The sequence below is a fragment of the Ureibacillus sp. FSL E2-3493 genome (assembly GCF_038077515.1).
Lineage (GTDB): Bacteria > Bacillota > Bacilli > Bacillales_A > Planococcaceae > Ureibacillus > Ureibacillus halotolerans.
This window is the reverse complement of record NZ_JBBOPK010000001.1, coordinates 1,974,137-1,994,932: the sequence shown is the minus strand read 5'-3', so window position 1 is coordinate 1,994,932 and position 20,796 is coordinate 1,974,137. Positions and strand designations below refer to the sequence as shown.

Annotated in this window: 25 protein-coding genes; 22 read left to right on the top strand and 3 right to left on the bottom strand. The window is 36.5% G+C overall.

The window, feature by feature from the left end; translation table 11 throughout:
* Positions 1-40 precede the first annotated feature (40 nt).
* Positions 41-424: a rhodanese-like domain-containing protein gene (locus MHH69_RS10195; protein ID WP_122971867.1), complete on the bottom strand. Its 384-nt coding sequence runs from the start codon at positions 422-424 to the stop codon at positions 41-43.
* Between the two features lie 159 nt (positions 425-583).
* Here MHH69_RS10195 and MHH69_RS10190 point away from each other — a divergent pair, with 159 nt between their 5' ends.
* Together MHH69_RS10190 and MHH69_RS10185 are read left to right on the top strand one after the other, a co-directional pair.
* On the top strand, positions 584-1,363 hold the full coding sequence (locus tag MHH69_RS10190) for a lipoate--protein ligase family protein (RefSeq protein ID WP_174232672.1): 780 nt from the start codon (positions 584-586) through the stop codon (positions 1,361-1,363).
* 241 nt (positions 1,364-1,604) lie between these two features.
* Positions 1,605-4,178 carry a vitamin B12-dependent ribonucleotide reductase gene (locus tag MHH69_RS10185; RefSeq protein WP_122971865.1) on the top strand — a complete coding sequence of 858 codons (2,574 nt, stop codon included), beginning with the start codon at positions 1,605-1,607 and terminating at the stop codon, positions 4,176-4,178.
* A 71-nt stretch (positions 4,179-4,249) separates the two neighbouring features.
* Here MHH69_RS10185 and MHH69_RS10180 read toward each other — a convergent pair whose 3' ends face one another.
* Both MHH69_RS10180 and MHH69_RS10175 read right to left on the bottom strand, forming a co-directional pair.
* Entirely contained in the window at positions 4,250-5,014 is a 765-nt protein-coding gene (locus MHH69_RS10180; RefSeq protein ID WP_341362252.1) for a TSUP family transporter, read from the bottom strand.
* A gap of 154 nt (positions 5,015-5,168) precedes the next feature.
* A complete protein-coding gene (locus tag MHH69_RS10175) occupies positions 5,169-6,104 on the bottom strand; it encodes a DUF1385 domain-containing protein (protein ID WP_122971863.1) in 936 nt (311 codons plus the stop codon).
* A 132-nt stretch (positions 6,105-6,236) separates the two neighbouring features.
* Here MHH69_RS10175 and MHH69_RS10170 point away from each other — a divergent pair, with 132 nt between their 5' ends.
* The 20 genes from MHH69_RS10170 (at position 6,237) to xseB (ending at position 20,794) form a co-directional block, all read left to right on the top strand.
* Entirely contained in the window at positions 6,237-6,689 is a 453-nt protein-coding gene (locus MHH69_RS10170) for a hypothetical protein (protein WP_122971862.1), read from the top strand.
* A 34-nt stretch (positions 6,690-6,723) separates the two neighbouring features.
* Positions 6,724-7,152 (top strand): type II 3-dehydroquinate dehydratase, encoded by a 429-nt coding sequence (gene aroQ, locus MHH69_RS10165; protein WP_122971861.1) that lies wholly within the window; start codon positions 6,724-6,726, stop codon positions 7,150-7,152.
* 15 nt (positions 7,153-7,167) lie between these two features.
* On the top strand, positions 7,168-8,229 hold the full coding sequence (locus MHH69_RS10160; protein WP_341362251.1) for a M24 family metallopeptidase: 1,062 nt from the start codon (positions 7,168-7,170) through the stop codon (positions 8,227-8,229).
* Between the two features lie 16 nt (positions 8,230-8,245).
* Positions 8,246-8,803 carry an elongation factor P gene (gene efp / locus MHH69_RS10155; RefSeq protein ID WP_122971859.1) on the top strand — a complete coding sequence of 186 codons (558 nt, stop codon included), beginning with the start codon at positions 8,246-8,248 and terminating at the stop codon, positions 8,801-8,803.
* Positions 8,804-8,974: 171 nt separating this feature from the next.
* A complete protein-coding gene (locus tag MHH69_RS10150) occupies positions 8,975-9,181 on the top strand; it encodes a stage III sporulation protein AC (protein ID WP_122971858.1) in 207 nt (68 codons plus the stop codon).
* An 8-nt stretch (positions 9,182-9,189) separates the two neighbouring features.
* The gene (locus MHH69_RS10145; RefSeq protein WP_122971857.1) at positions 9,190-9,567 is read left to right on the top strand and encodes a hypothetical protein; all 378 of its coding nucleotides are present in this window, start codon (positions 9,190-9,192) and stop codon (positions 9,565-9,567) included.
* Positions 9,568-9,579: 12 nt separating this feature from the next.
* Positions 9,580-10,491: a stage III sporulation protein AE gene (locus tag MHH69_RS10140; protein ID WP_122971856.1), complete on the top strand. Its 912-nt coding sequence runs from the start codon at positions 9,580-9,582 to the stop codon at positions 10,489-10,491.
* Complete coding sequence (locus MHH69_RS10135) at positions 10,488-10,625, top strand: hypothetical protein (protein WP_158599690.1); 138 nt, start codon at positions 10,488-10,490, stop codon at positions 10,623-10,625. Before MHH69_RS10140 ends, MHH69_RS10135 begins: the two co-directional genes overlap by 4 nt.
* Before the next feature lie 188 nt (positions 10,626-10,813).
* Complete coding sequence (locus MHH69_RS10130; RefSeq protein WP_122971855.1) at positions 10,814-11,227, top strand: hypothetical protein; 414 nt, start codon at positions 10,814-10,816, stop codon at positions 11,225-11,227.
* Positions 11,224-11,763: a SpoIIIAH-like family protein gene (locus MHH69_RS10125; RefSeq protein ID WP_122971854.1), complete on the top strand. Its 540-nt coding sequence runs from the start codon at positions 11,224-11,226 to the stop codon at positions 11,761-11,763. The genes MHH69_RS10130 and MHH69_RS10125 overlap by 4 nt, the downstream gene beginning before the upstream one ends.
* Before the next feature lie 181 nt (positions 11,764-11,944).
* On the top strand, positions 11,945-12,454 hold the full coding sequence (gene accB / locus MHH69_RS10120) for an acetyl-CoA carboxylase biotin carboxyl carrier protein (protein ID WP_122971853.1): 510 nt from the start codon (positions 11,945-11,947) through the stop codon (positions 12,452-12,454).
* Positions 12,455-12,468: 14 nt separating this feature from the next.
* Positions 12,469-13,848 carry an acetyl-CoA carboxylase biotin carboxylase subunit gene (gene accC, locus MHH69_RS10115; RefSeq protein WP_341362250.1) on the top strand — a complete coding sequence of 460 codons (1,380 nt, stop codon included), beginning with the start codon at positions 12,469-12,471 and terminating at the stop codon, positions 13,846-13,848.
* A gap of 117 nt (positions 13,849-13,965) precedes the next feature.
* Positions 13,966-14,949, top strand: a complete 984-nt coding sequence (locus tag MHH69_RS10110; protein ID WP_341362249.1) for an LLM class flavin-dependent oxidoreductase — start codon at positions 13,966-13,968, stop codon at positions 14,947-14,949.
* Between the two features lie 139 nt (positions 14,950-15,088).
* Positions 15,089-15,493, top strand: a complete 405-nt coding sequence (locus MHH69_RS10105) for an Asp23/Gls24 family envelope stress response protein (RefSeq protein ID WP_122971850.1) — start codon at positions 15,089-15,091, stop codon at positions 15,491-15,493.
* 137 nt (positions 15,494-15,630) lie between these two features.
* On the top strand, positions 15,631-15,861 hold the full coding sequence (gene tlp, locus MHH69_RS10100; protein ID WP_122971903.1) for a small acid-soluble spore protein Tlp: 231 nt from the start codon (positions 15,631-15,633) through the stop codon (positions 15,859-15,861).
* A gap of 205 nt (positions 15,862-16,066) precedes the next feature.
* Positions 16,067-17,557 (top strand): glycerol kinase GlpK, encoded by a 1,491-nt coding sequence (glpK, locus tag MHH69_RS10095; RefSeq protein ID WP_341362248.1) that lies wholly within the window; start codon positions 16,067-16,069, stop codon positions 17,555-17,557.
* Between the two features lie 183 nt (positions 17,558-17,740).
* Positions 17,741-18,124, top strand: a complete 384-nt coding sequence (nusB, locus tag MHH69_RS10090; protein WP_122971848.1) for a transcription antitermination factor NusB — start codon at positions 17,741-17,743, stop codon at positions 18,122-18,124.
* A gap of 24 nt (positions 18,125-18,148) precedes the next feature.
* Positions 18,149-19,009 carry a bifunctional methylenetetrahydrofolate dehydrogenase/methenyltetrahydrofolate cyclohydrolase FolD gene (folD, locus tag MHH69_RS10085; RefSeq protein WP_122971847.1) on the top strand — a complete coding sequence of 287 codons (861 nt, stop codon included), beginning with the start codon at positions 18,149-18,151 and terminating at the stop codon, positions 19,007-19,009.
* A 205-nt stretch (positions 19,010-19,214) separates the two neighbouring features.
* A complete protein-coding gene (xseA, locus tag MHH69_RS10080) occupies positions 19,215-20,564 on the top strand; it encodes an exodeoxyribonuclease VII large subunit (protein ID WP_341362247.1) in 1,350 nt (449 codons plus the stop codon).
* Positions 20,561-20,794 carry an exodeoxyribonuclease VII small subunit gene (xseB, locus tag MHH69_RS10075; RefSeq protein ID WP_277749716.1) on the top strand — a complete coding sequence of 78 codons (234 nt, stop codon included), beginning with the start codon at positions 20,561-20,563 and terminating at the stop codon, positions 20,792-20,794. The genes xseA and xseB overlap by 4 nt, the downstream gene beginning before the upstream one ends.
* Positions 20,795-20,796: the final 2 nt, after the last annotated feature.

Below are 20,796 nucleotides of genomic sequence, written 5' to 3'. Positions count from 1 at the left end.
GACAGCTCAATGGCTTGAGCATGTCCCCTTTCATTATTGGTTAAGCTTTTGTTTTAATTTTACCAGTCCAAGTTTTGAAACCGCCTTGAAGCTGATAAAGTTGGTTATATCCTTTTTTCTTTAAAAATAAAGCAGCACGGGCGCTACGTCCGGAGTTTTGGCAGTATAAATATACTGGTAAATCAGGTCGGATTTCTTTATAACGTTGACGTAATTGTGTTGATGGAATATTACGAGCACCTAAAATATGACCTGCTTCAAATTCTTTTGCTTCCCGTACATCGATTAGTTGAGCTTTTCGATAGCCTTGGATAAATTGATCTTGATTTAAGTTTGACACTGCTTTCTTTAAACGCAGTGTATTGACTAGAACATATACGATGATAAGGCCTAGTATGATAGCAATTGTATAAAGTACAGTCACTGCTTTCTTTCTCCTTTCTTTCTACATATTCCATTATAAAAGAGAAAGTAGCGATAGTCCAATGAGTTTGTTAAAATGATAGTTATGTGTGAGGAGATGATAGGTTTGAAATCAAAATGGTATTTTATTAATTCAGGTCCATGCAGTCCTTCTTATAATATGGCATTGGATGAAGCTTTACTAGATTTCCATAGTGAAGGAGAAATTCCTCCTGTCATTAGATTTTATGAGTGGAATCCAGCAACTCTATCAATCGGTTATTTCCAAAGTGCGAAGAAGGATGTTGATTTTGATGCTGTAAAGGCGCAAAATCTTGGCTTTGTTCGACGTCCTACTGGTGGACGAGCCGTTTTACATGAAAGTGAACTGACTTATAGTATTATCGTTACTGAACAATACCCCGAAATGCCTGCAGGGGTAACAGAAGCTTACCGGGTACTTAGTGAAGGCTTATTACTAGGCTTCCAAAACTTAGGGTTAGATGCTTACTTTAGTGTTCCTGATACAGAAGAAAAACTGGCTGATTTAAAAAAACCAAAAAGTGCTGTATGCTTTGATGCACCAAGCTGGTATGAACTTGTCGTAGAAGGGAAAAAGGTAGCAGGTAGTGCCCAAACACGTCAAAAAGGTGTCATTTTACAACACGGGGCTATATTATTAGATCTTGATGAAGAAAAATTGTTATCCCTCTTTAAATTTTCTTCACCAGAAATGAAAGAAAAAATGCGTGAAAAACTCCCTCAAAAGGCCGTAGCCATTAATCAATTAACAGATAAACAAATTACGATTCCACAATGTGTAGAAGCGTTTAAAAAAGGTTTTGAGCAAGCACTAGACATTGAATTAGTACCTTACGAATTATCGGACAAACAAAAGCAATATGTGAAAGAACTTGAACAAAAAAAATATTTAAATGATGAGTGGAACTTCAAAAAATAAAAGAGGAACGTATGTTTCTCTTTTCGGAAAAATTTTTTTATAGAGTTTAAACTATTGAATTTAAAGGGTTCAGGCAACTTTTAAAAAAATCAACCCCTTGCAACAATATTTGTTATGAGGTAATCTTTTCTAGTAAATAAATATTAACTACATCTAGTGTTGTTTATATTATTCGCATACAATATGTTGTATGTCTCTATCAATGTAAACAACACTAGATTTTATTAAGGGAGGCTGGCAGATGGTAATGTTAAGTGAAACGCATGCAACCATCCTCGTAGAACAACTAAATGAAGACATCAAGAATTTCCCACAAGTACATCCAATCACACCGGACATGCATATTACGCATAAGGGAGTATCAAGATTGGTTATGATTGACCGTTATTCCTTTAAGGATACGGAAAAGAAAACGTTAAAGCCTGGAGATTTTGTTGTATTAACTATTAAAGAAGATCCAAAGTTTCCTGCGCGCGGATTAGGGTTCATTCGTTCAATCGATGTGGAAGCAAAAAAAGCTGAAATATTAATTGAAGAAGAATACCGCCATGTATTAGACAATCCAATTGAACAAGAAACAGGCATCATTGTGCGTTCCTTAGACGTAATTGAAAAGCCTCTTGAAATTTATTACGAACAAATTGCAAAACGCAATGCGACTGGATTAGCTGCTGTTGAAGAAACAGAAGAAAATAAACAAAAATGGTTTGAAAAGTTTTATGAACAGCTTGCTTCATTAAAATTTATTCCTGCTGGTCGTGTATTGTATGGAGCAGGTTCTCAAACAGATGTTACATTCTTTAACTGTTACGTAATGCCTTTCGTACCAGATAGTCGTGAAGGTATTAGTGATCATCGAAAACAAGTAATGGAAATTATGAGCCGTGGTGGTGGCGTTGGTACAAATGGTTCAACATTACGTCCACGTAACACATTAGCCCGAGGTGTAAACGGTAAATCAAGCGGATCCGTATCGTGGCTTGATGATATTGCTAAGCTTACGCATCTTGTAGAGCAAGGTGGTAGCCGTCGTGGGGCGCAAATGATTATGTTAGCCGATTGGCATCCAGATATTGTGGAATTCATTATTTCAAAAATGCAAAACCCACGTATTCTTCGTTACTTAATTGAAAATACAGAAGATGAGTTAATTGCTTCATTAGCAAAGGAAAAGTTAAAATTCAAACCTTTAACACAACAAGAGGAAGCGATGTACCAAGGTATTGTAAACTATAAAGCAATTCCTGGTCTTGGCGGTTTCAACGAAGCGATTATAAAAGAAGCAGAAAGTAAATTACGTGATGGTGGAACTTATAGCGTTCATAATCCGGAATTTTTAACAGGTGCTAATATTTCGGTTACTTTAACAAAAGAATTCATGGAAGCAGTTGAACATGACGCTGATTATGAATTACGATTCCCAGATGTTGCGAACTACACTCCAGAAGAAATGGCTATTTACAACGAAAAATGGCATGAAGTAGGGGACGTACGTGAATGGGAAGCAATGGGTTACGGAGTTCGTACTTATCGAACAATTAAAGCTCGAGAACTGTGGAACTTAATTAATATTTGTGCTACATATGCTGCGGAACCGGGTATTTTCTTTATCGATAATGCGAACGACATGACGAACGCTCGTGCCTATGGTCAAAAAGTGGTTGCAACAAACCCATGTGGAGAACAACCCCTTGCACCATACTCAGTATGTAATTTAGCTGCTGTCAATTTAGCTCAATTTGCCAATATAGAAACAAAAACAGTTAATTACGATGCACTACGGGAAACCGTTCGTATCGGAGTACGTATGCAAGATAACGTCATTAATGCGACACCTTACTTCTTAGAACCAAACCGTAAACAAGCGTTAGGTGAACGTCGAGTAGGTCTTGGAGTAATGGGTCTTGCCGATTTATTAATTTATTGTGAAAAAGAGTATGGCTCTCCTGAAGGCAATGAATTAGTAGATAAAATCTTTGAAACGATTGCTGTAACAGCTTATGAAACATCTATCGAACTTGGTAAAGAACGTGGTAGCTTCCCATTCTTACAAGGTGAAACAGAAGAAGAAACGAAACGTTTAAGAGAAGCCTTCATTAACACTGGTTATATGAAGAAAATGCCTGAACATGTTCGACAAGGAGTGCTTGAAAATGGTATTCGTAATTCCCACTTATTAACGGTTGCTCCAACAGGATCTACTGGTACGATGGTTGGGGTTGCAACGGGATTAGAACCATACTTCTCCTTCACTTACTACCGTTCTGGTCGTCTTGGTAAGTTCATTGAAGTAAAAGCTGAAATTGTGCAAGATTATTTAAATAATCATCCAGAAGCAGATGAAAACAATTTACCACATTGGTTTATTTCATCGATGGAGTTAACGCCTGAAGCCCATGCGGATGTACAATGTGTTATCCAACGTTGGGTAGATTCATCGATTTCTAAAACAGTAAACGCACCAAAAGGCTACACAGTAGAGCAAGTACAAAAAGTGTACGAACGTCTATACAAAGGTGGAGCAAAAGGTGGAACGGTTTACGTAGATGGTAGCCGTGATTCACAAGTACTTACATTAAAAGCAGAATCATCCCATGATGAGCAATTAGCCTTTGATGAAGTATTGGAAGAGAAAGTCGTTGAAAAACAACCCGTTGTATTAGTGGATACAATTGCCCCTCTTACTACTACAAACGTTACAATCGGTTCCGAAGTAGGGAATACTTGTCCTGTTTGTCGTCAAGGAACAGTAGAAGAATTAGGTGGTTGTAACACATGTACAAGCTGTGGTGCCCAGTTGAAATGTGGACTATAAAAAATAGCGTAAAATAAAATAACCGGAAGCAAAACGTCAAGAGTTTTGTTTCCGGTTTTTTATATCAACAATTATGCTTGAAAATAATCATAAATATTTTTCATTATTAAAACAATCGTCATGACAATGAATAACATTCGAACAAAACTTGTCCCTTTCTTTAAAGCGAATTTCGTTCCGAAGAAGGCGCCGACGATCATCGATAACCCCATGATGATTCCATACGTAAAAACAACCTCTCCTAAAATTAAAAACATAATGAGTGCGGCTATATTACTCATAAAATTTAATACTTTTGCATTTCCAGCCGCTTCTAAAAAATCAAACCCCATAATCAAAAAGACAAAAATAATGAAAGAACCTGTCCCAGGGCCAAAAAATCCATCATAAAATGCTAATAGTACAAGGCTAGAAAAAAAGAGAATACCCCGTTTCCACTTTAACGGTTTTCTTTCTGCTAATTGTCCCCAATTTTTCTTTGCTAACGTGTAAATTAATACGACAATGAGCATAACGATAATTAAAGGTCTTAATAGTTCGGAATCCATTAAATGGACAGTCCAAGCTCCAATCATAGAAAAAATGAAGATGAGGGGTAAAATGGGGCCGATTAGCTTCATATCAATTTTACCAGCTTTAAAAAATGTTAAAGAGCTAGTTAAATTGCCCATCGAGGCAGCTAATTTGTTCGTTGCAATCGCAGCGGATGGGGGAAGACCAACAGATAGAAGGGCAGGTAAAGTAATTAAACCACCACCGCTTACAGTGGCATTAATAAATGCGCCGACAAAACCAAAGAAGGAGAGAACGAATACTTTCACGATATCTAATTCCATTTTACAAAACTCCTCATTATGTATTATGAAAATGGTATCGGATTTGTCGAAAAATGTAAATAGGTCCTCGATTGTTTCACGTTAACTTCTTTCATCATAAAAACCTTGCAAAAGATAACTTTTGCAAGGTTAATTAACAGAAGTCTATATTCGATTAATCGTGATGCAATTCCATAGCCAATTCCGGGTTTTTCTCGACTTCATGTAATTTTTTAAATGAAGCAATAGCAACCTCGACCATTTCATCCTTTGGCTCCTTCGTCGTTAATAATTGAAGCCATAATCCAGGGTAACCGAGGTATTTTAATACTGGAATACCTCTTACTGCATTCGTTGCTTGAAGCACTTCAAAGGATATCCCGAGTACAACTGGAATTAATAAAATACGAACTACGACCCGTAACCATAATGGATCGGTAGGGAAGAAAAAGTACACGAACATTCCGATAATGACGGTAAATAAAATAAAACTTGATCCGCACCGGTAATGGAGTCGTGATTGCTTTTGAACATTTTCTACTGTCAACTCTAAACCTGATTCATAACAGTTGATCACTTTATGTTCCGCACCGTGATATTGAAAAACCCGCTTAATGATCGGAGTCATCGATACTATGTATAAATAGCCTAAAAGTAAAATTAGTTTAAAAAGGGTTTCCAAAAAAATTTGAGGAAACTTACCCGATATCCAAGGTGAAAATAATTCTGCAATAAAGACTGGAACTAATGTAAAAACAAATTTACCAAATAAAAAGGAAATGACACCAACAACAGCAACACCTAATATCATTTGCAATTTCGATGTTTCTGGTTCGTTTTCTTCTTCTTCTCCCGGATTAATGTCATATCGATCACTTGAAAATTGTAGATGCTTTGCACCTAAACCGGATGATTCAATAAGAGCAATTACACCTCGAACAAAGGGGATTTTTTTTAACTTTTGGAACAAAGGTTTCTTTGGTTTTTTAGCATAATAATATTCAATACTATCGTCATTACGACGGATTGCTGTTACAGTATGTTCTTTCCCGCCAAACATGACGCCTTCTAAAAGGGCTTGCCCACCATAAACCGGTGCTTCATTACTCAAACTTCTACACCACTCTCTCAATTTTTAAAACTAGTATCATTTATTGTACTAAATTTTTCCCAAAAGCACTATGTTTTACGCATACGAATTTTGTGAATGGGGGAAACTAAGGAGAAAAAAAGAGGTGTTCATATGGTTTATTTGGCAATTTTCACAAGTCTATTTGCTTCATTATTACTTGCTCTAACATTGAAATTATTATCCCTTTTTCATTTCATCAAATGGAGTCCAGTTGGCTATACAACAAGGTTAGATATATTAACGGAAAGTCATTGGACCGTTCAATGGCTTATTTTAATCATTGTCATCTTTTGTATTATTTTAATTTTTTATTTCATCATGCAATTCGTTCAAATGGTTCCACCTTTTTTCTCTTCTTTGATCATTGGTGCAATTTTTGCCCTTATTTGTGAGTGGATTATTTTTGATTTACCTGCAGAACTTTCATCCTTTAAAAAATTATCAATTCCATTTATGGTGACACTTATCATTACGGCCCGATTTGTTTTTGAAACGGCTATGTTTCATTATAAAGCTGAAAATGAACGAAATAAGTTGCCGTATAAAGACACTATGATAAAATAAAAGTGGTAATTTCCGTTAAAAGAGGAGAATGTCGATGAAGGTATTAATCTTAAATGGACCGAATTTAAATCGATTAGGGAAGCGTGAACCGGAGATTTATGGCAGTGAAACATTGGATGATGTTAAGCTGAAATGTCAAAATCTTGCGACGCAATTCAATGCTACAATTGATTTTCGGCAATCGAACCATGAAGGGGAATTAATTGATTGGATTCATGAAGCGGAGGACGGAAATGTGGATGGCATTGTGTTTAATCCGGGAGCTTATACCCATACAAGTATCGCTCTTCGAGATGCAATTGCAGCCGTAAATGTGCCTGTCATTGAAGTGCACATTTCGAATATACATAAACGGGAATCGTTTCGTCATGAGTCAAAACTTGCTGCAGAATGTGTTGGTCAAATTTGTGGTCTAGGAACTTTTGGTTATCAATTAGCACTTAGAAAGTTTCTAGAACAATAAAGGGAGGAAAATGGGATGATAAAATTAGAGAAATTACGTAAAGCATTAGTAGAAAATAATGTGGATGGTTTATTAATTACAAACGACTACAATCGTCGTTATATGACAGGTTTTACCGGCACTTCTGGAGTAGCCATTGTGACAAAAGATGATGCAGTTTTTATAACAGACTTCCGTTATACAGAACAAGCAAAAAATCAAGTCCAGCATTTCCGAATCGTACAACATGAAAGTGTTCTTTATAAAGAAGTAGCTACACAAGTAGAAAAAATGGGTATTAAAACGTTAGGTTTTGAGAAAGATACGATGACTTACGGGATGTTTGAAACTTATAAATCCCTAATAAACGCTGAATTAATACCGCTTTCTGGGTTAATTGAAAAAATTCGCTTGATTAAGACTGAACAAGAGATTAATATTATTAAGGTTGCATGTGAAATTGCTGACAATGCTTTTTCCCATATATTAGAATTCATTAAGCCAGGTGTAACTGAGCTTGAAGTATCGAATGAATTAGAATTTTTCATGCGAAAACAAGGCGCAACTGCATCATCTTTTGACACAATTGTTGCTAGTGGTGTGCGCAGCGCATTACCCCATGGTGTAGCAACAGAGAAGGTCATTGAAAAGGGTGATTTCGTCACACTTGATTTCGGTGCGATTTACAATGGATACGTTTCAGATATCACGCGGACAATTTCAGTTGGTCAACCGTCAGATAAACTAAAGGAAATGTATCAAACGGTTTTAGAATCACAGCTTCTAGCATTAGAAAAAGTTGGACCAGGTATGACTGGTATTCAAGCTGACGCAGTTGCTCGTGACTATTTAACTTCAAAAGGTTATGGCGAGGCGTTTGGTCATTCTACTGGCCACGGAATCGGACTTGAAGTACATGAAGGCCCAGGCCTTTCATCTCGTTCCGAAAACGTTCTAGAGCCAAATATGGTGGTGACAATTGAACCAGGTATTTATTTACCGGGAATTGGCGGCGTTCGTATTGAAGACGATATTTTAATCACAGAAACAGGTAATGAAAAATTAACCCATTCAACCAAAGATTTAATTATTTTATAATGGAGGAATACAACTCATGATTTCAGTTAACGATTTCCGTACTGGTCTTACAATTATGATTGATGGCCAATTATACCGTGTAATGGATTTCCAACACGTTAAACCAGGGAAAGGTGCTGCTTTCGTACGTTCGAAATTACGTAACCTACGTAACGGTAACGTAACAGAAAAAACTTTCCGCGCAGGTGAGAAAGTTGAAAAGGCACAAATCGATAACCGTAAAATGCAATATTTATATGCACAAGGTGATTCCCACGTATTCATGGATATGGAATCATATGAACAAACAGAATTAGCAAGTGTACAAATCGAAGAAGAATTAAAATATCTTCTTGAAAATATGGAAGTTTACATCCAATCATACCAAGGTGAAATGCTAGGTGTTGAATTACCAAACACAGTTGTATTAGAAGTGAAAGAAACTGAACCAGGTATTAAAGGAGACACTGCTTCTGGTGGTTCAAAACCTGCTACCCTTGAAACTGGTTTAGTTGTTCAAGTTCCATTCTTCGTAAATGAAGGGGACAAATTAGTGATTAATACTACTGACGGATCTTACGTATCTCGTGCATAGTAGAAAAGAATAGAAATGAAAGTTAAAAGCCATTCCTTTATGGAAGGCTTTTTCTTTCATTATTGAACATTTTTTAAGTCATCTCTTTCGAAGAGATGACTTTTTTTCATGATAAAAAGGTCTATTTTTTTGAACAAGCTCATATATTGCCTTACACAAGGAGGCGTCGTGATGGAATTACAGGACGTTTTGCGGGTAGCTGGGGTAGGGCTCATTATTGCTTTACTTCATGTTTTCTTTGAGCAAATCGGCAAAAAGGAATTTTCATTCTTTATATTTTTTATCGCATATTTGTATATTACGGCAGAACTAATTCGATTTTTACGGCTTTTCTTTGACGACATACTTACATTCTTCCAATGGCTAAATTTAAATTAGGGTAACATATGAAATTTTTAATTTATGCTGTCATTTTAATTTTACTTTTAATACTAATTAAAGAAACGTTCGAAAAACTACACGCGATAACCGTCATTGTTTTCTTTTTCATCTTACTTTATTTCTTACTGTCGATGCTCGCTATTCCTTTTACAGAGCAGCTCCTTACTTATGTGCAATCAGTGCCATATGTACCTCAGCTTGTGTACTCTGCACTTTTTTACCAGATAGGTTTGTTCTTTCAATCTTTATTTGATGAAAAGGAATATGAAACATTTGGAGAACTTGTCATGTTTTCCATTCGCATCGTATTACTATTTTATTGGACTAGCGAATTTGCAAAAGTATTGTCAGATTTCTCGTCAATTTTAGAAAAGCTTCAGTAAGGGGCTTTAATAATGAATGAAATACTAAATGTTTTTACAGATCCATTGAAACTCGCTGGACAATCCATCATCTTAGTTTTAATTTATACCGTGTTATTTCTTTTGATAGAGGCCTTTGTGCCGAAATTTAAAAAATGGGGCGATACGTTATTCATCATTGTACTCGTATTAACCCTTGGACAAACTGTAATGGATGCTTTTTCTACGATGGGGCAAATCGTCAACGTAGCCTCGGATTTCTTTTTAGCCATTACACCGATATTAACTTCCATTTTAGTTGTATTAAATGCGGTATTTTCATTTATCGCCTGGAGCCCAGTCGTTCTCTTTATTTTTGAAATGCTTATGCTACTTTGTAAAAAAATTTTAATTCCTGCCATAACGGTAGCGCTAATTCTTGATTTTTGTTCTAGATTTATTCAAGATATTTCATTTTCAAAGGCATCAGATTTAATTCGTGGAACCGTCATGACACTCATTACAGCATCGCTTTTAGGAATGGTAACGGTACTTTCCTTTACTGGTGTAGCCTTCTTTACAATTGACCAAGCTATAGCAAGTCCAGTAAAAAAAGTAATCGAACAAACGATACCCATCGTCGGCTCTCTCATTGTAGAAGGGTTTTCGATATTCCATAAATATCAATCAACTGCTACTACAGTGGTAGGATTAGGAGCGATGACGGCTTTTTGGATTGCTGCTTTTTATCCAGCTGGTAAACTACTAATCCATGCTATGACCTTTAAGTTATTAGCTGCTGTTATAGAACCCTTTACCGGAAGTACGATTAGCGGACTGTTAGATGACGTTGGGAAATCTTTATTATTACTTTGTGCTGTAGCAATATTACTTGGAATTGCCTTTGTATTTATTTGGCTCATCTTAATAGTGATTATGCAGCTAGGGGTGGGGAAAAGCTTTTGATCAAACTCATCATCATTATTTTAATAGGGAAATGTTTATTACTTTTAGCTGATGAGAAAGACGTCATTGTCTATGTAAAACTAGCAACATTATTAATTTTTTTAACAACAGTGTTAGATTTTCTTAAACTATAAAGCATACAGTTAGGACTAGCTTCATACAATGTGATGAAACGTTAAACTTTGTTCAGTAAAGTGCCTTCATCTAGAGTAAAGGGAATATGAAGATTATGAATTCATTTTGAACGATGCTGAACAAAGGGAAAGCCTCCGGCAATACGCCGAGGCGTATTTGATAGAAAGGAGGCGCTAAAGAACGTGAGGTGGAAAAGAAATGGTCAAAACAAAAATTAATCTTTATTCCGATTGCAGTTCTAGTGTTCATTGCGTACATTTCTGTAACGTTGAATGATCCAAAGGAGGAGCAATATAACTCATCTGAAGAGGAAAGTAAACTTGAGCAAACCCTAAGTCAGATTAAAGGTGTTGGACAAGTAAAGGTCTACTTTCATTACGATGTCCCTTCATCAAAGGATTCAAACGCTGACAGTCTATTAAATGGGTATCTCAGTTCAAGTGAAAATCAACAGCATGTATCAGGATTGCTCGTTGTATCGGAAGGGGCGTCTAACCCAGCTATTCAAAAGCAACTTTTGGAAACTATTAGTCGAGTAATGCAAATGCCTACTCACAGAATTATGATTGTACCGATGGAGAGTAAAGGAGATGAACAATGAAAGTAAAAAGAAGAACAGTATGGTTATTAACGCTACTAAGTTTAGCGGCCGTCATTTCAGTTTACTATGTATTTGAACCAAATCGTGATGTGGATCTGGCGACAATTTTTTCAGATGACGCATTACAAGAAACTACTCTAACAGGTGTAGATGAAGAAGAAATGACTACAACAACATCTGAAAGTTACTTATTTGAAGAAATGAGAATGGAAAAAAGTAATGAACGAGATCAATTAAGAGAGCAACTAACACAAAAAATTGCATCTGATGAGTATTCAGCAGAAGAGAAAAATGAAGCCTTTAACCAAATGAATGCCCTTATTGAACAAGAGTCATCAGAATCTATGCTAGAGATGTTAATTGAATCCCTTGGTTATTCAGATGCTCTAGTACGAGTAGAAGATGAGAAAGTGGCAGTAACAGTATTATCAGATGAAATTTCGAAACAACAAGCTAACGAAATTATTTTTACAGTTCGATCAGAACTTGAAGATGTAAGCGATGTACAAGTAAACGTTGAATCGAATTACTATTAATTCGAAATTATTATTACAAGAATAATATTTTAGCTAACAGAAATTACGCAGTGCGTTCGTTTTCAAGACGAAAGCACTGTTTTTTACGTTATTTCTTTAAAATTGTATTTATGTATTTCAAATTTAGGAAAAAAACTATAAAATAGTAAAGAAGTGAATAAAACATAAGGGGTGTCTTTACGTGTTTAAAGTACAAGAATTGAGAGAAATTATTAAATTAGTTGACGGATCATCCATAGACGAATTCGTTTATGAACATGATGGGGCTAAACTAAAATTGAAAAAAAATAACGGAGTTGTAACAGAAGTTGTCGCTCCTAAAGTTGAAACTGCTCCAGTAGTACAACAACCAGCGCCAGCTCCAGTAGCTGTAGAACCTGTTGTTGAAACGACTAAGGAAGAAGTAAAAGTGGAGGAAAAAACAGCACCTGTTACTGTTGATCAATCTTCATTACATAAAATTACTTCGCCAATGGTAGGGACATTCTATCAAGCACCTTCACCTGACCAACCACCATACGTAAAAGTAGGAGATAAAGTTGGAGAAGAAACAATTGTATGTATCGTTGAAGCAATGAAATTATTCAACGAAATTGAAGCTGAAATTAAAGGTGAAATTGTTGAAGTACTTGTGAAAGACGGGCAATTAGTAGAATATGGACAACCACTATTCCTAGTGAAACCTGAGTAAGGGGTGCTTCTATAATGAAAAAAGTTTTAATTGCAAACCGTGGTGAAATTGCAGTACGAATTATTCGTGCTTGTAAAGAACTCGGTATTGAAACCGTTGCGGTATATTCAGAAGCTGATGCAAATGCCCTTCATGTGAAATTAGCAGATGAAGCATATTGTATCGGACCAAAACTATCAAAAGACTCTTATTTAAGCTTCCCGGCAGTTTTAGGTGTAGCCCAAAAAACAGGGGTCGATGGCATTCATCCCGGTTACGGTTTTTTAGCTGAAAATGCTGATTTTGCTGAAGCTTGTGAAAATGCAGGTATTAAATTTATCGGTCCTTCTTCTGATTCTATTAAAATCATGGGTATAAAAGACGTTGCCCGTAGTACGATGGAAGAAGCAGGGGTACCGCTTGTACCTGGTACTGGGATCGTTCCAGATATTGAAACAGGTAAAAAATGGGCGAAAGAGATTGGCTACCCGGTTATTATTAAAGCGACTGCTGGCGGCGGCGGTAAAGGGATTCGTGTTGCTCGTACGGAAGAAGACCTTGTAAAAGGGATCGATATTACGCAAAAAGAAGCAGCAGCAGCTTTTGGTAATCCAGGTGTCTATCTTGAAAAATTCATCGAATACTTCCGCCATTGTGAAATTCAAGTGTTAGCAGACTCTTTTGGAAATGTTGTCCATTTAGGTGAACGGGACTGTACAGTTCAACGCCGTATGCAAAAGCTTGTAGAGGAAGCACCTTCACCTGCATTATCAGAAGAACGTCGAGCTGAAATGGGTACTGCAGCTGTTAAAGCTGCACAAGCTTGTAATTATGAAGGTGCGGGTACAATCGAATTTATTTACGATTATCAAGAAGATAAGTTTTACTTCATGGAAATGAATACGCGTATCCAAGTAGAACATCCGGTAACGGAAATGATCACAGGTGTTGATTTAGTACAACAACAATTAAAAATCGCAGCTGGAGAGCCACTTCCATTTACACAAGAAGATATTAAAATGAATGGTTGGGCAATTGAGTGCCGCATTAATGCGGAAAATGCATATAAAAACTTCATGCCTTCAGCAGGTACGGTTGAAACTTATATTACACCAGGTGGTTATGGGGTTCGTATTGATTCTGCAGTATATGCAGGGTACACAATTCCCCCATATTACGATTCAATGGTTGCCAAATTAATTGTTCATGCGGATTCTCGAGAAGAAGCGATTGCTAAAATGAATCGTGCTTTAAGTGAATTTGAAGTGGCGGGACCTGGAATTCATACAACGATTCCATTCCATCAAGCTTTAATGAACAATGAAGTATTCCAATCAGGAAAATTCAATACGAAATTCCTTGAGGAAAACGATTTATTAAATACAGCAAAAAAAGAAGAAGTACCGAATCAATAAATGATTCCATAAAATGACTATCTCAATTTGAGATAGTCATTTTTTTGTCCCGAGACGAAATAAATGAATACTTCTCCAGTTCGTTTTATACTATCAATATGGAAGGGGGAGTTACAGTTGTTACCAAAATTATCTGTACTCGATTTAGCACCCGTTTTAGAGGGGCAAACGCCAGCTAATTCATTTCAAAATAGTAGAGAATTAATCCTGACTGCTGAGAAGTCTGGTTACAATCGATATTGGGTGGCAGAACATCATAATATGCAAGGGATTGCCAGCTCTGCAACACCCGTTTTAATAGGGTATTTAGCTGCTGTAACAAGTAAGATTCGAGTTGGTTCAGGGGGGATTATGTTACCGAACCATTCACCACTCGTTGTTGCAGAGCAATTCGGAACATTAGAATCCATGTATCCAGGTCGAATCGATTTAGGGTTAGGAAGAGCACCTGGTTCAGATATGCTCACAGCCCGTGCGTTACGACGTGATGATAGAGGAGCTTATGAGTTTGATCGTTTAGTAGATGAATTAAGAGGGTACTTTGAAGATGTTGAACGGCCTGTTATTGCCGTACCTGGAAAAGGAATGTCTATTCCTGTTTGGTTATTAGGCTCCAGTCTTTATAGTGCCCAATTGGCAGGTCGACTTGGTTTACCATATTCCTTTGCAAGTCATTTTGCACCTGATTTGTTAGATGATGCCCTTAATACGTATAGAAGAAACTTTATACCTTCAAACGTATTGGATAAACCTTATTCTATGGTTGCTGTGAATGCTATGGTGGCAAATACCGATGAAGAAGGGGAATATTTAGCTAGTACATTATTCCAACAGTTTTTAGGCATCATTAAAGGGAAAAGGGGTAAAACCCAACCGCCAAGGGAAATGGCAAGCCTTTGGACAGAGGATGAAAAGAAAGTCGTATTCCAACAACTGAAATATACGTTCTACGGCTCTAAACAAACTGTATATGATCAATTATTAGAATTTTTACGCCATCGTGAAGTAGATGAATTGATGATTAATAGTCCAATTTATGATATTGAAAAGCGTAAAACTTCTTATGAATATTTGGCAAACATTTGGAAAGAACATGAGTAAAATATTATTTAGAAAAAATGTATTCGATAAAGCGCTAAGGAAAAAAATAAGGTATAATATATTCTAAATAGAAATCTTTGTGAATTTTGTCATTATTAATATAAGAAGACAATTTGCGAAGTAAGAGAGGATGAAGAAGATGGCTGAGAAAGTAGCAAAAGCTTTCATACAACCAACTCCTTCTGGTAAAGAAGAACTTGGTCAAATCGAAGTAGCTCCTGAAGTAATTGAGGTAATCGCAGGAATTGCCACAACAGAAATTGACGGTGTTGCTGCTACAAGAGGAAACTTTGCATCAGGTGTTGCAGAACGTTTAGGAAAAAAAGTCCATTCTAAAGGTGTTAAGGCAACGATTTCGGAAGATGGACAAATTGTGATGGATGTATTTTGTTCAGTAAAATATGGCTACTCTATTCCAAAAGTAGCGAAGGAAATCCAAACATCCATTCGTCAAGCAATCTTTAATATGACATCGATTGATACGAGTGAAGTAAATGTTCATATTACGGCCATTCAATTCGAAAACTCAAAAGATGACGAGTAATTAACAAATAGTAGATCTCTTTCTTAAGTTAGAAAGAGATCTTTTTTTATTCGATTAACAATGCAATTACTGTATAAACATAGGAAATGGAACCAAACTAATCCCGTAAAAATAAAAATAGGAGGTATTTTCAAATGATGAATAATCGTAAACCGAATCCAGATGACCGCTCAGATAATGTAGAGAAATTACAAAAGATGGTTCACAACACGATTGAAAATATTGAAGCAGCAGAAGAAACGATGGGATTTTCAAGTCCTGAAGAGAAAGCGAAGATTCAAGCTAAAAACGAGCGCCGCAAACAAGCTTTAGATGGTTTTAGAGAAGAAATTAAAGACGAAGCAGCTGATCGTCAACAAGGGGAATAATTTTGTCGCTCAATTGCTCTGATGGAAAAAATATTTAAAAGAAAGATGTAATTTTTGAATAGATTTAAAGAAGAGTATGTCTTTTTGGGCATACTCTTTTTTAGAATAAAAAGTACTCGAGTTAAAAGTATACGTCGTAACAGTGGTATTATAGTTATGAATAAAAACATACATAATGTTTTGTAGTTCTTTTGGAGGGAAGACATTGGAAAAATATATTTTATCATTAGATCAAGGAACAACTAGTTCCCGAGCTATTTTATTTAATAAGGAGGGGAAGGTAGAACATATTTCCCAGCGAGAATTCAAACAACATTTTCCACAAAATGGCTGGGTTGAGCATAATGCAAATGAAATATGGAGTTCCATCTTATCTGTCATTGCAACGGTGCTTTCAGAAAAAAATATTCGTCCTGAACAAATTCAAGGCATAGGGATCACAAACCAACGGGAAACAACGGTCGTATGGGATAAAACAACGGGAGAGCCGATTTATCATGCAATCGTTTGGCAATCCCGTCAAACTGCTCCAATTTGCAACGAATTATTAGAGCAAGGTTATGGAGAGTTATTCCAACAAAAAACAGGTCTTATTATTGACCCTTATTTTTCTGGTACGAAAGTGAAATGGATATTGGATCATGTAGAAGGTGCCAGAGAAAAAGCGGAAAAGGGTGAACTGCTTTTTGGAACGATTGATAGTTGGATTATATGGAAACTTACGGAAGGAGAAGTCCATGTAACAGACTATTCGAACGCTTCTAGAACGTTAATGTATAATATTTTTGATCTAAAATGGGATGAACAATTGTTAGAAATACTTAATATTCCTTCCACGATGTTACCGGAAGTACGCCCATCATCTGAAATATACGGGCATGTTTCCAAAAGTCATTTCTTCGGCGTGGAAGTCCCCATTGCAGGGATAGCTGGAGATCAGCAGGCAGCCCTTTTTGGACAAGCTTGTTTTGAGTCGGGAATGGTTAAAAATACATATGGCACTGGGTGTTTTATGTTAATGAATACTGGGGAGAAAGCGGTCTGTTCCAATCACGGATTATTAACAACCATCGCATGGGGAATAGATGGGAAAGTGGAATATGCTTTGGAAGGGAGTATTTTTGTTGCTGGTTCAGCGATTCAATGGTTACGTGACGGATTAAGAATGTTTCGTGATTCCAGTGAAAGTGAACGGTATGCAGAGAAAGTTTCCAGTACAGAGGGCGTTTACGTCGTCCCAGCTTTTGTTGGACTAGGAACCCCTTATTGGGATAGTGATGTGAGGGGAGCAGTTTTTGGCCTTACCCGTGGAACGACGAAAGAGCATTTCATTCGTGCAACATTAGAATCCCTTGCTTATCAAACAAAAGATGTATTAGGGGCAATGGAAGCAGACTCGGAAATTTCCCTTAAATCTTTACGGGTTGATGGCGGCGTTGTGAAAAATGATCTTTTAATGCAATTCCAGTCGGATATTTTATCCGTTCCTGTTGAACGACCGGCTATTAATGAAACGACAGCATTAGGTGCAGCTTATTTGGCAGGGCTGGCAGTTGGATTTTGGAAAAGTAAAGAGGAGATTTCAAAGTACTGGAATATCGGCAAAAAATTTGTTCCTGAAATGGAAGCGGAGAAAAAAGAAGCATTGTATGAAGGATGGAAAAAAGCGGTCAAGGCGGCACAAGTCTTTAAATGATGTTAAAAGGAAACACAGCATAATACTCTTCTCTCGAACATTCAAAAATGAAAGAAAATGCTATCCAGTTAAATAAAAATCATGTTACTGTTCGTATTTTTTAAAAGTTCGTTTGAAGCTGTGTTAGAATAGCTAAAATATGTTATTATAGGACTTAATGTTACTAATGAAGGAGATTTATACATGAAACGACATGATGCGCGCGAAAAAGCTGTGCAAGTACTGTTTCAGTTAGACAACACAGATCTAACATTACAGGAAGCGATTGGACACGTACTAAATGACGAAGAATCCGATGCATTTTTCGAACAATTAGTACAAGGTGTTACAGAAAATCAAAAAGAAATCGACGAAAAACTTAGTCGAAATTTAGAAAACTGGTCACTCGGCCGTTTACCTAAAATCGAAAGAACGGTATTGAGATTGGCAGTTTATGAATTACTCTTTATGCAAGATACACCGAGCCGTGTTGTTTTAAACGAAGCGATTGAGCTTTGTAAAACATTTGGCGATGAAAAGTCTAGCAAATTTGTCAATGGTGTTCTATCAAAATTCACACAACAATAGTCCTTTGAAAGGAAGTATCAGAAGATGTCTAGTGCAATCATTAACGGAAAAGAAATTGGCCAAGAAATTCGAAAATCAATTGCCGAGCGAGTTCAATTGTTAAAAGAACAAGGAGTGACACCTGGTTTAGCTGTCATTTTAGTCGGTAATAATCCAGCATCACAAACTTACGTTCGAAATAAACAAAAATCTTGTGAAGCAATTGGAATTTTCTCTGAACTGATCCAACTACCGGAAGATGTGACAGAGGAAGAATTGCTTGTACAAATTCGTTCATTAAATCATCGCAACGATATTCATGGAATTTTAGTACAATTACCATTACCAAAACATATCGACGAAGACAAAGTCATCGCAACGATTTCCCCTGATAAAGATGTGGACGGTTTTTCTCCAGTAAGTGTAGGGAAAATGATGTTAGGCCAAGAGACATATTTACCATGTACGCCATTTGGTGTGATGAAATTACTTGAATATTCAGGGATAGACATCGCTGGTAAACACGCAGTTGTAGTTGGTCGAAGCCATATTGTTGGAAAACCAATGGGACAACTGTTACTTCAAAAAGATGCTACTGTTACATATACTCATTCCAAAACACCGGATTTACCTTCCATTACAAAGCAAGCGGATATTTTAATCGCAGCTGTTGGAAGAGCTAACTTTATTACAAAAGAGCATGTGAAACCTGGTGCTGTTGTCATTGATGTAGGTATTAACCGAGACGATCATAATAAATTAACTGGAGATGTAGATTTCAAAGCAGTTGATGGAATCGCATCCCATATTACACCTGTTCCTGGCGGTGTAGGTCCAATGACGATTACAATGTTACTTTATAACACTGTACAATCAGCAGAGAACACCTTAGTACAGGACAAATAAGGTGAAAACATGTAAACTATAGAAACAGAAGCTGTTTTTCTGCGCGGATATGAACCTATAAGTTTTCCGCATAAGAAAATACATCAATTTGCCCTTTTAAGCGACAAATTGTGTTTTTCTAAAAGAGAAACAGCTTTTCTTTTGGAATGAAATGATTTTGATAGTTTCATACAAATACTAATTTTAAGTTGGAGGAGCCGTACATATGACAACGTCTTCTTATTTAACTGTGAAAGCCCTAACAAAATATATAAAACGTAAATTCGATGCAGATCCTCATTTACGTGAAGTGTATGTAAAAGGTGAGCTCTCCAATGTAAAAATACATAGTTCTGGCCATATATACTTTACTTTAAAAGATGATGCAGCAAGAATTACAGCTGCTATGTTTCGTACACAAGCAAGTAAATTGAAATTTAAGCCTGAAGAGGGGATGCAGGTTTATATTCGAGGGGAAGTCAATGTGTACGAATCATCGGGAATTTACCAATTGTATGTGCAAACGATGGAACCCGATGGTGTAGGTGGCTTATTTGTTGCTTTTAATCAATTAAAAGAAAGATTGCAAAAGGAAGGATTTTTTAATCCGAATTTTAAACAACCGATTCCTAAATTTCCGAATACCGTTGGCGTGTTAACTGCAACAACGGGAGCAGCCATTAGAGATATATGTACAACGATTAACAGACGCTATCCTTTAGCGGAAATCGTTATTTATCCAACCGTTGTTCAAGGTGAAAATGCTGCGCCCAATATTGTGAAAAATATTCAGTTGGCGAACAATCAACAGTTATGTGACGTCTTAATCGTAGGTCGAGGTGGCGGTTCTATAGAGGATTTATGGGCATTCAATGAAGAAATCGTTGCCCAAGCTATTTTTGAAAGTAGAATTCCCATTATTAGTGCGGTAGGACATGAAACGGATACGACAATTGCAGATTTTGTTGCGGACCTTCGTGCACCGACACCAACTGCAGCAGCAGAGTTAGCTGTTCCTAACCAACATGAGTTAATTCAACGAATATTATCTAATCAATCCAGATTGCAACAAATGACATCAGCATTAGTCCAGTTTGAGCGGAGCCGCTTAAAGAAACTGCAAAATGCTTATCCATTGGCAACACCAGAAAGGCTGTATCGTCCCTTTATAGAAAAAATTGTACAGTTGGATATGCAACTAGGTAGAGCCTCTCAAATGTATTTGATGAAAAAGTATAATGCATTACAAAAACTTGATTCGACGATAAAATCCCATTCGCCTAAAAATGAAATCCAGTATAATTATAAACAAATTAATCATATGACCGATTTATTAACCCGCTCCGTTTTGTCTCTGTTACAAAAAAAGAAAGATCAATATGGTGCAAATGTAAGAACTTTAGAGGCGTTAAACCCATTATCAATTATGACAAGAGGGTATAGTGTTACTTATAAAGAGCAACAAGTCGTTAAATCTGTCACGCAATTATCAAAAGATGAAGAAATTGACATTCATTTCCATGATGGAAAAGTTCAAGCAAAAATTATTGAAATTCATGAAGGAGGGGAAAAATAATGAAAAAAGAACAGTCCTTTGCACAAGCTATGTCCGAATTAGAAGAAATTGTACGTAAGCTGGAACAAGGTGACGTCCCTTTAGAAGAAGCGATTGATTTATATAAAAATGGAATGGAATTATCCCATTTTTGTCATGAAAAGTTACAAAATGCGGAAAAACAATTAATATCGATAGTAAACGACCAAGGTGAGAAACAACCTTTTGAACCAACAAACGGAGAGGAATAGCT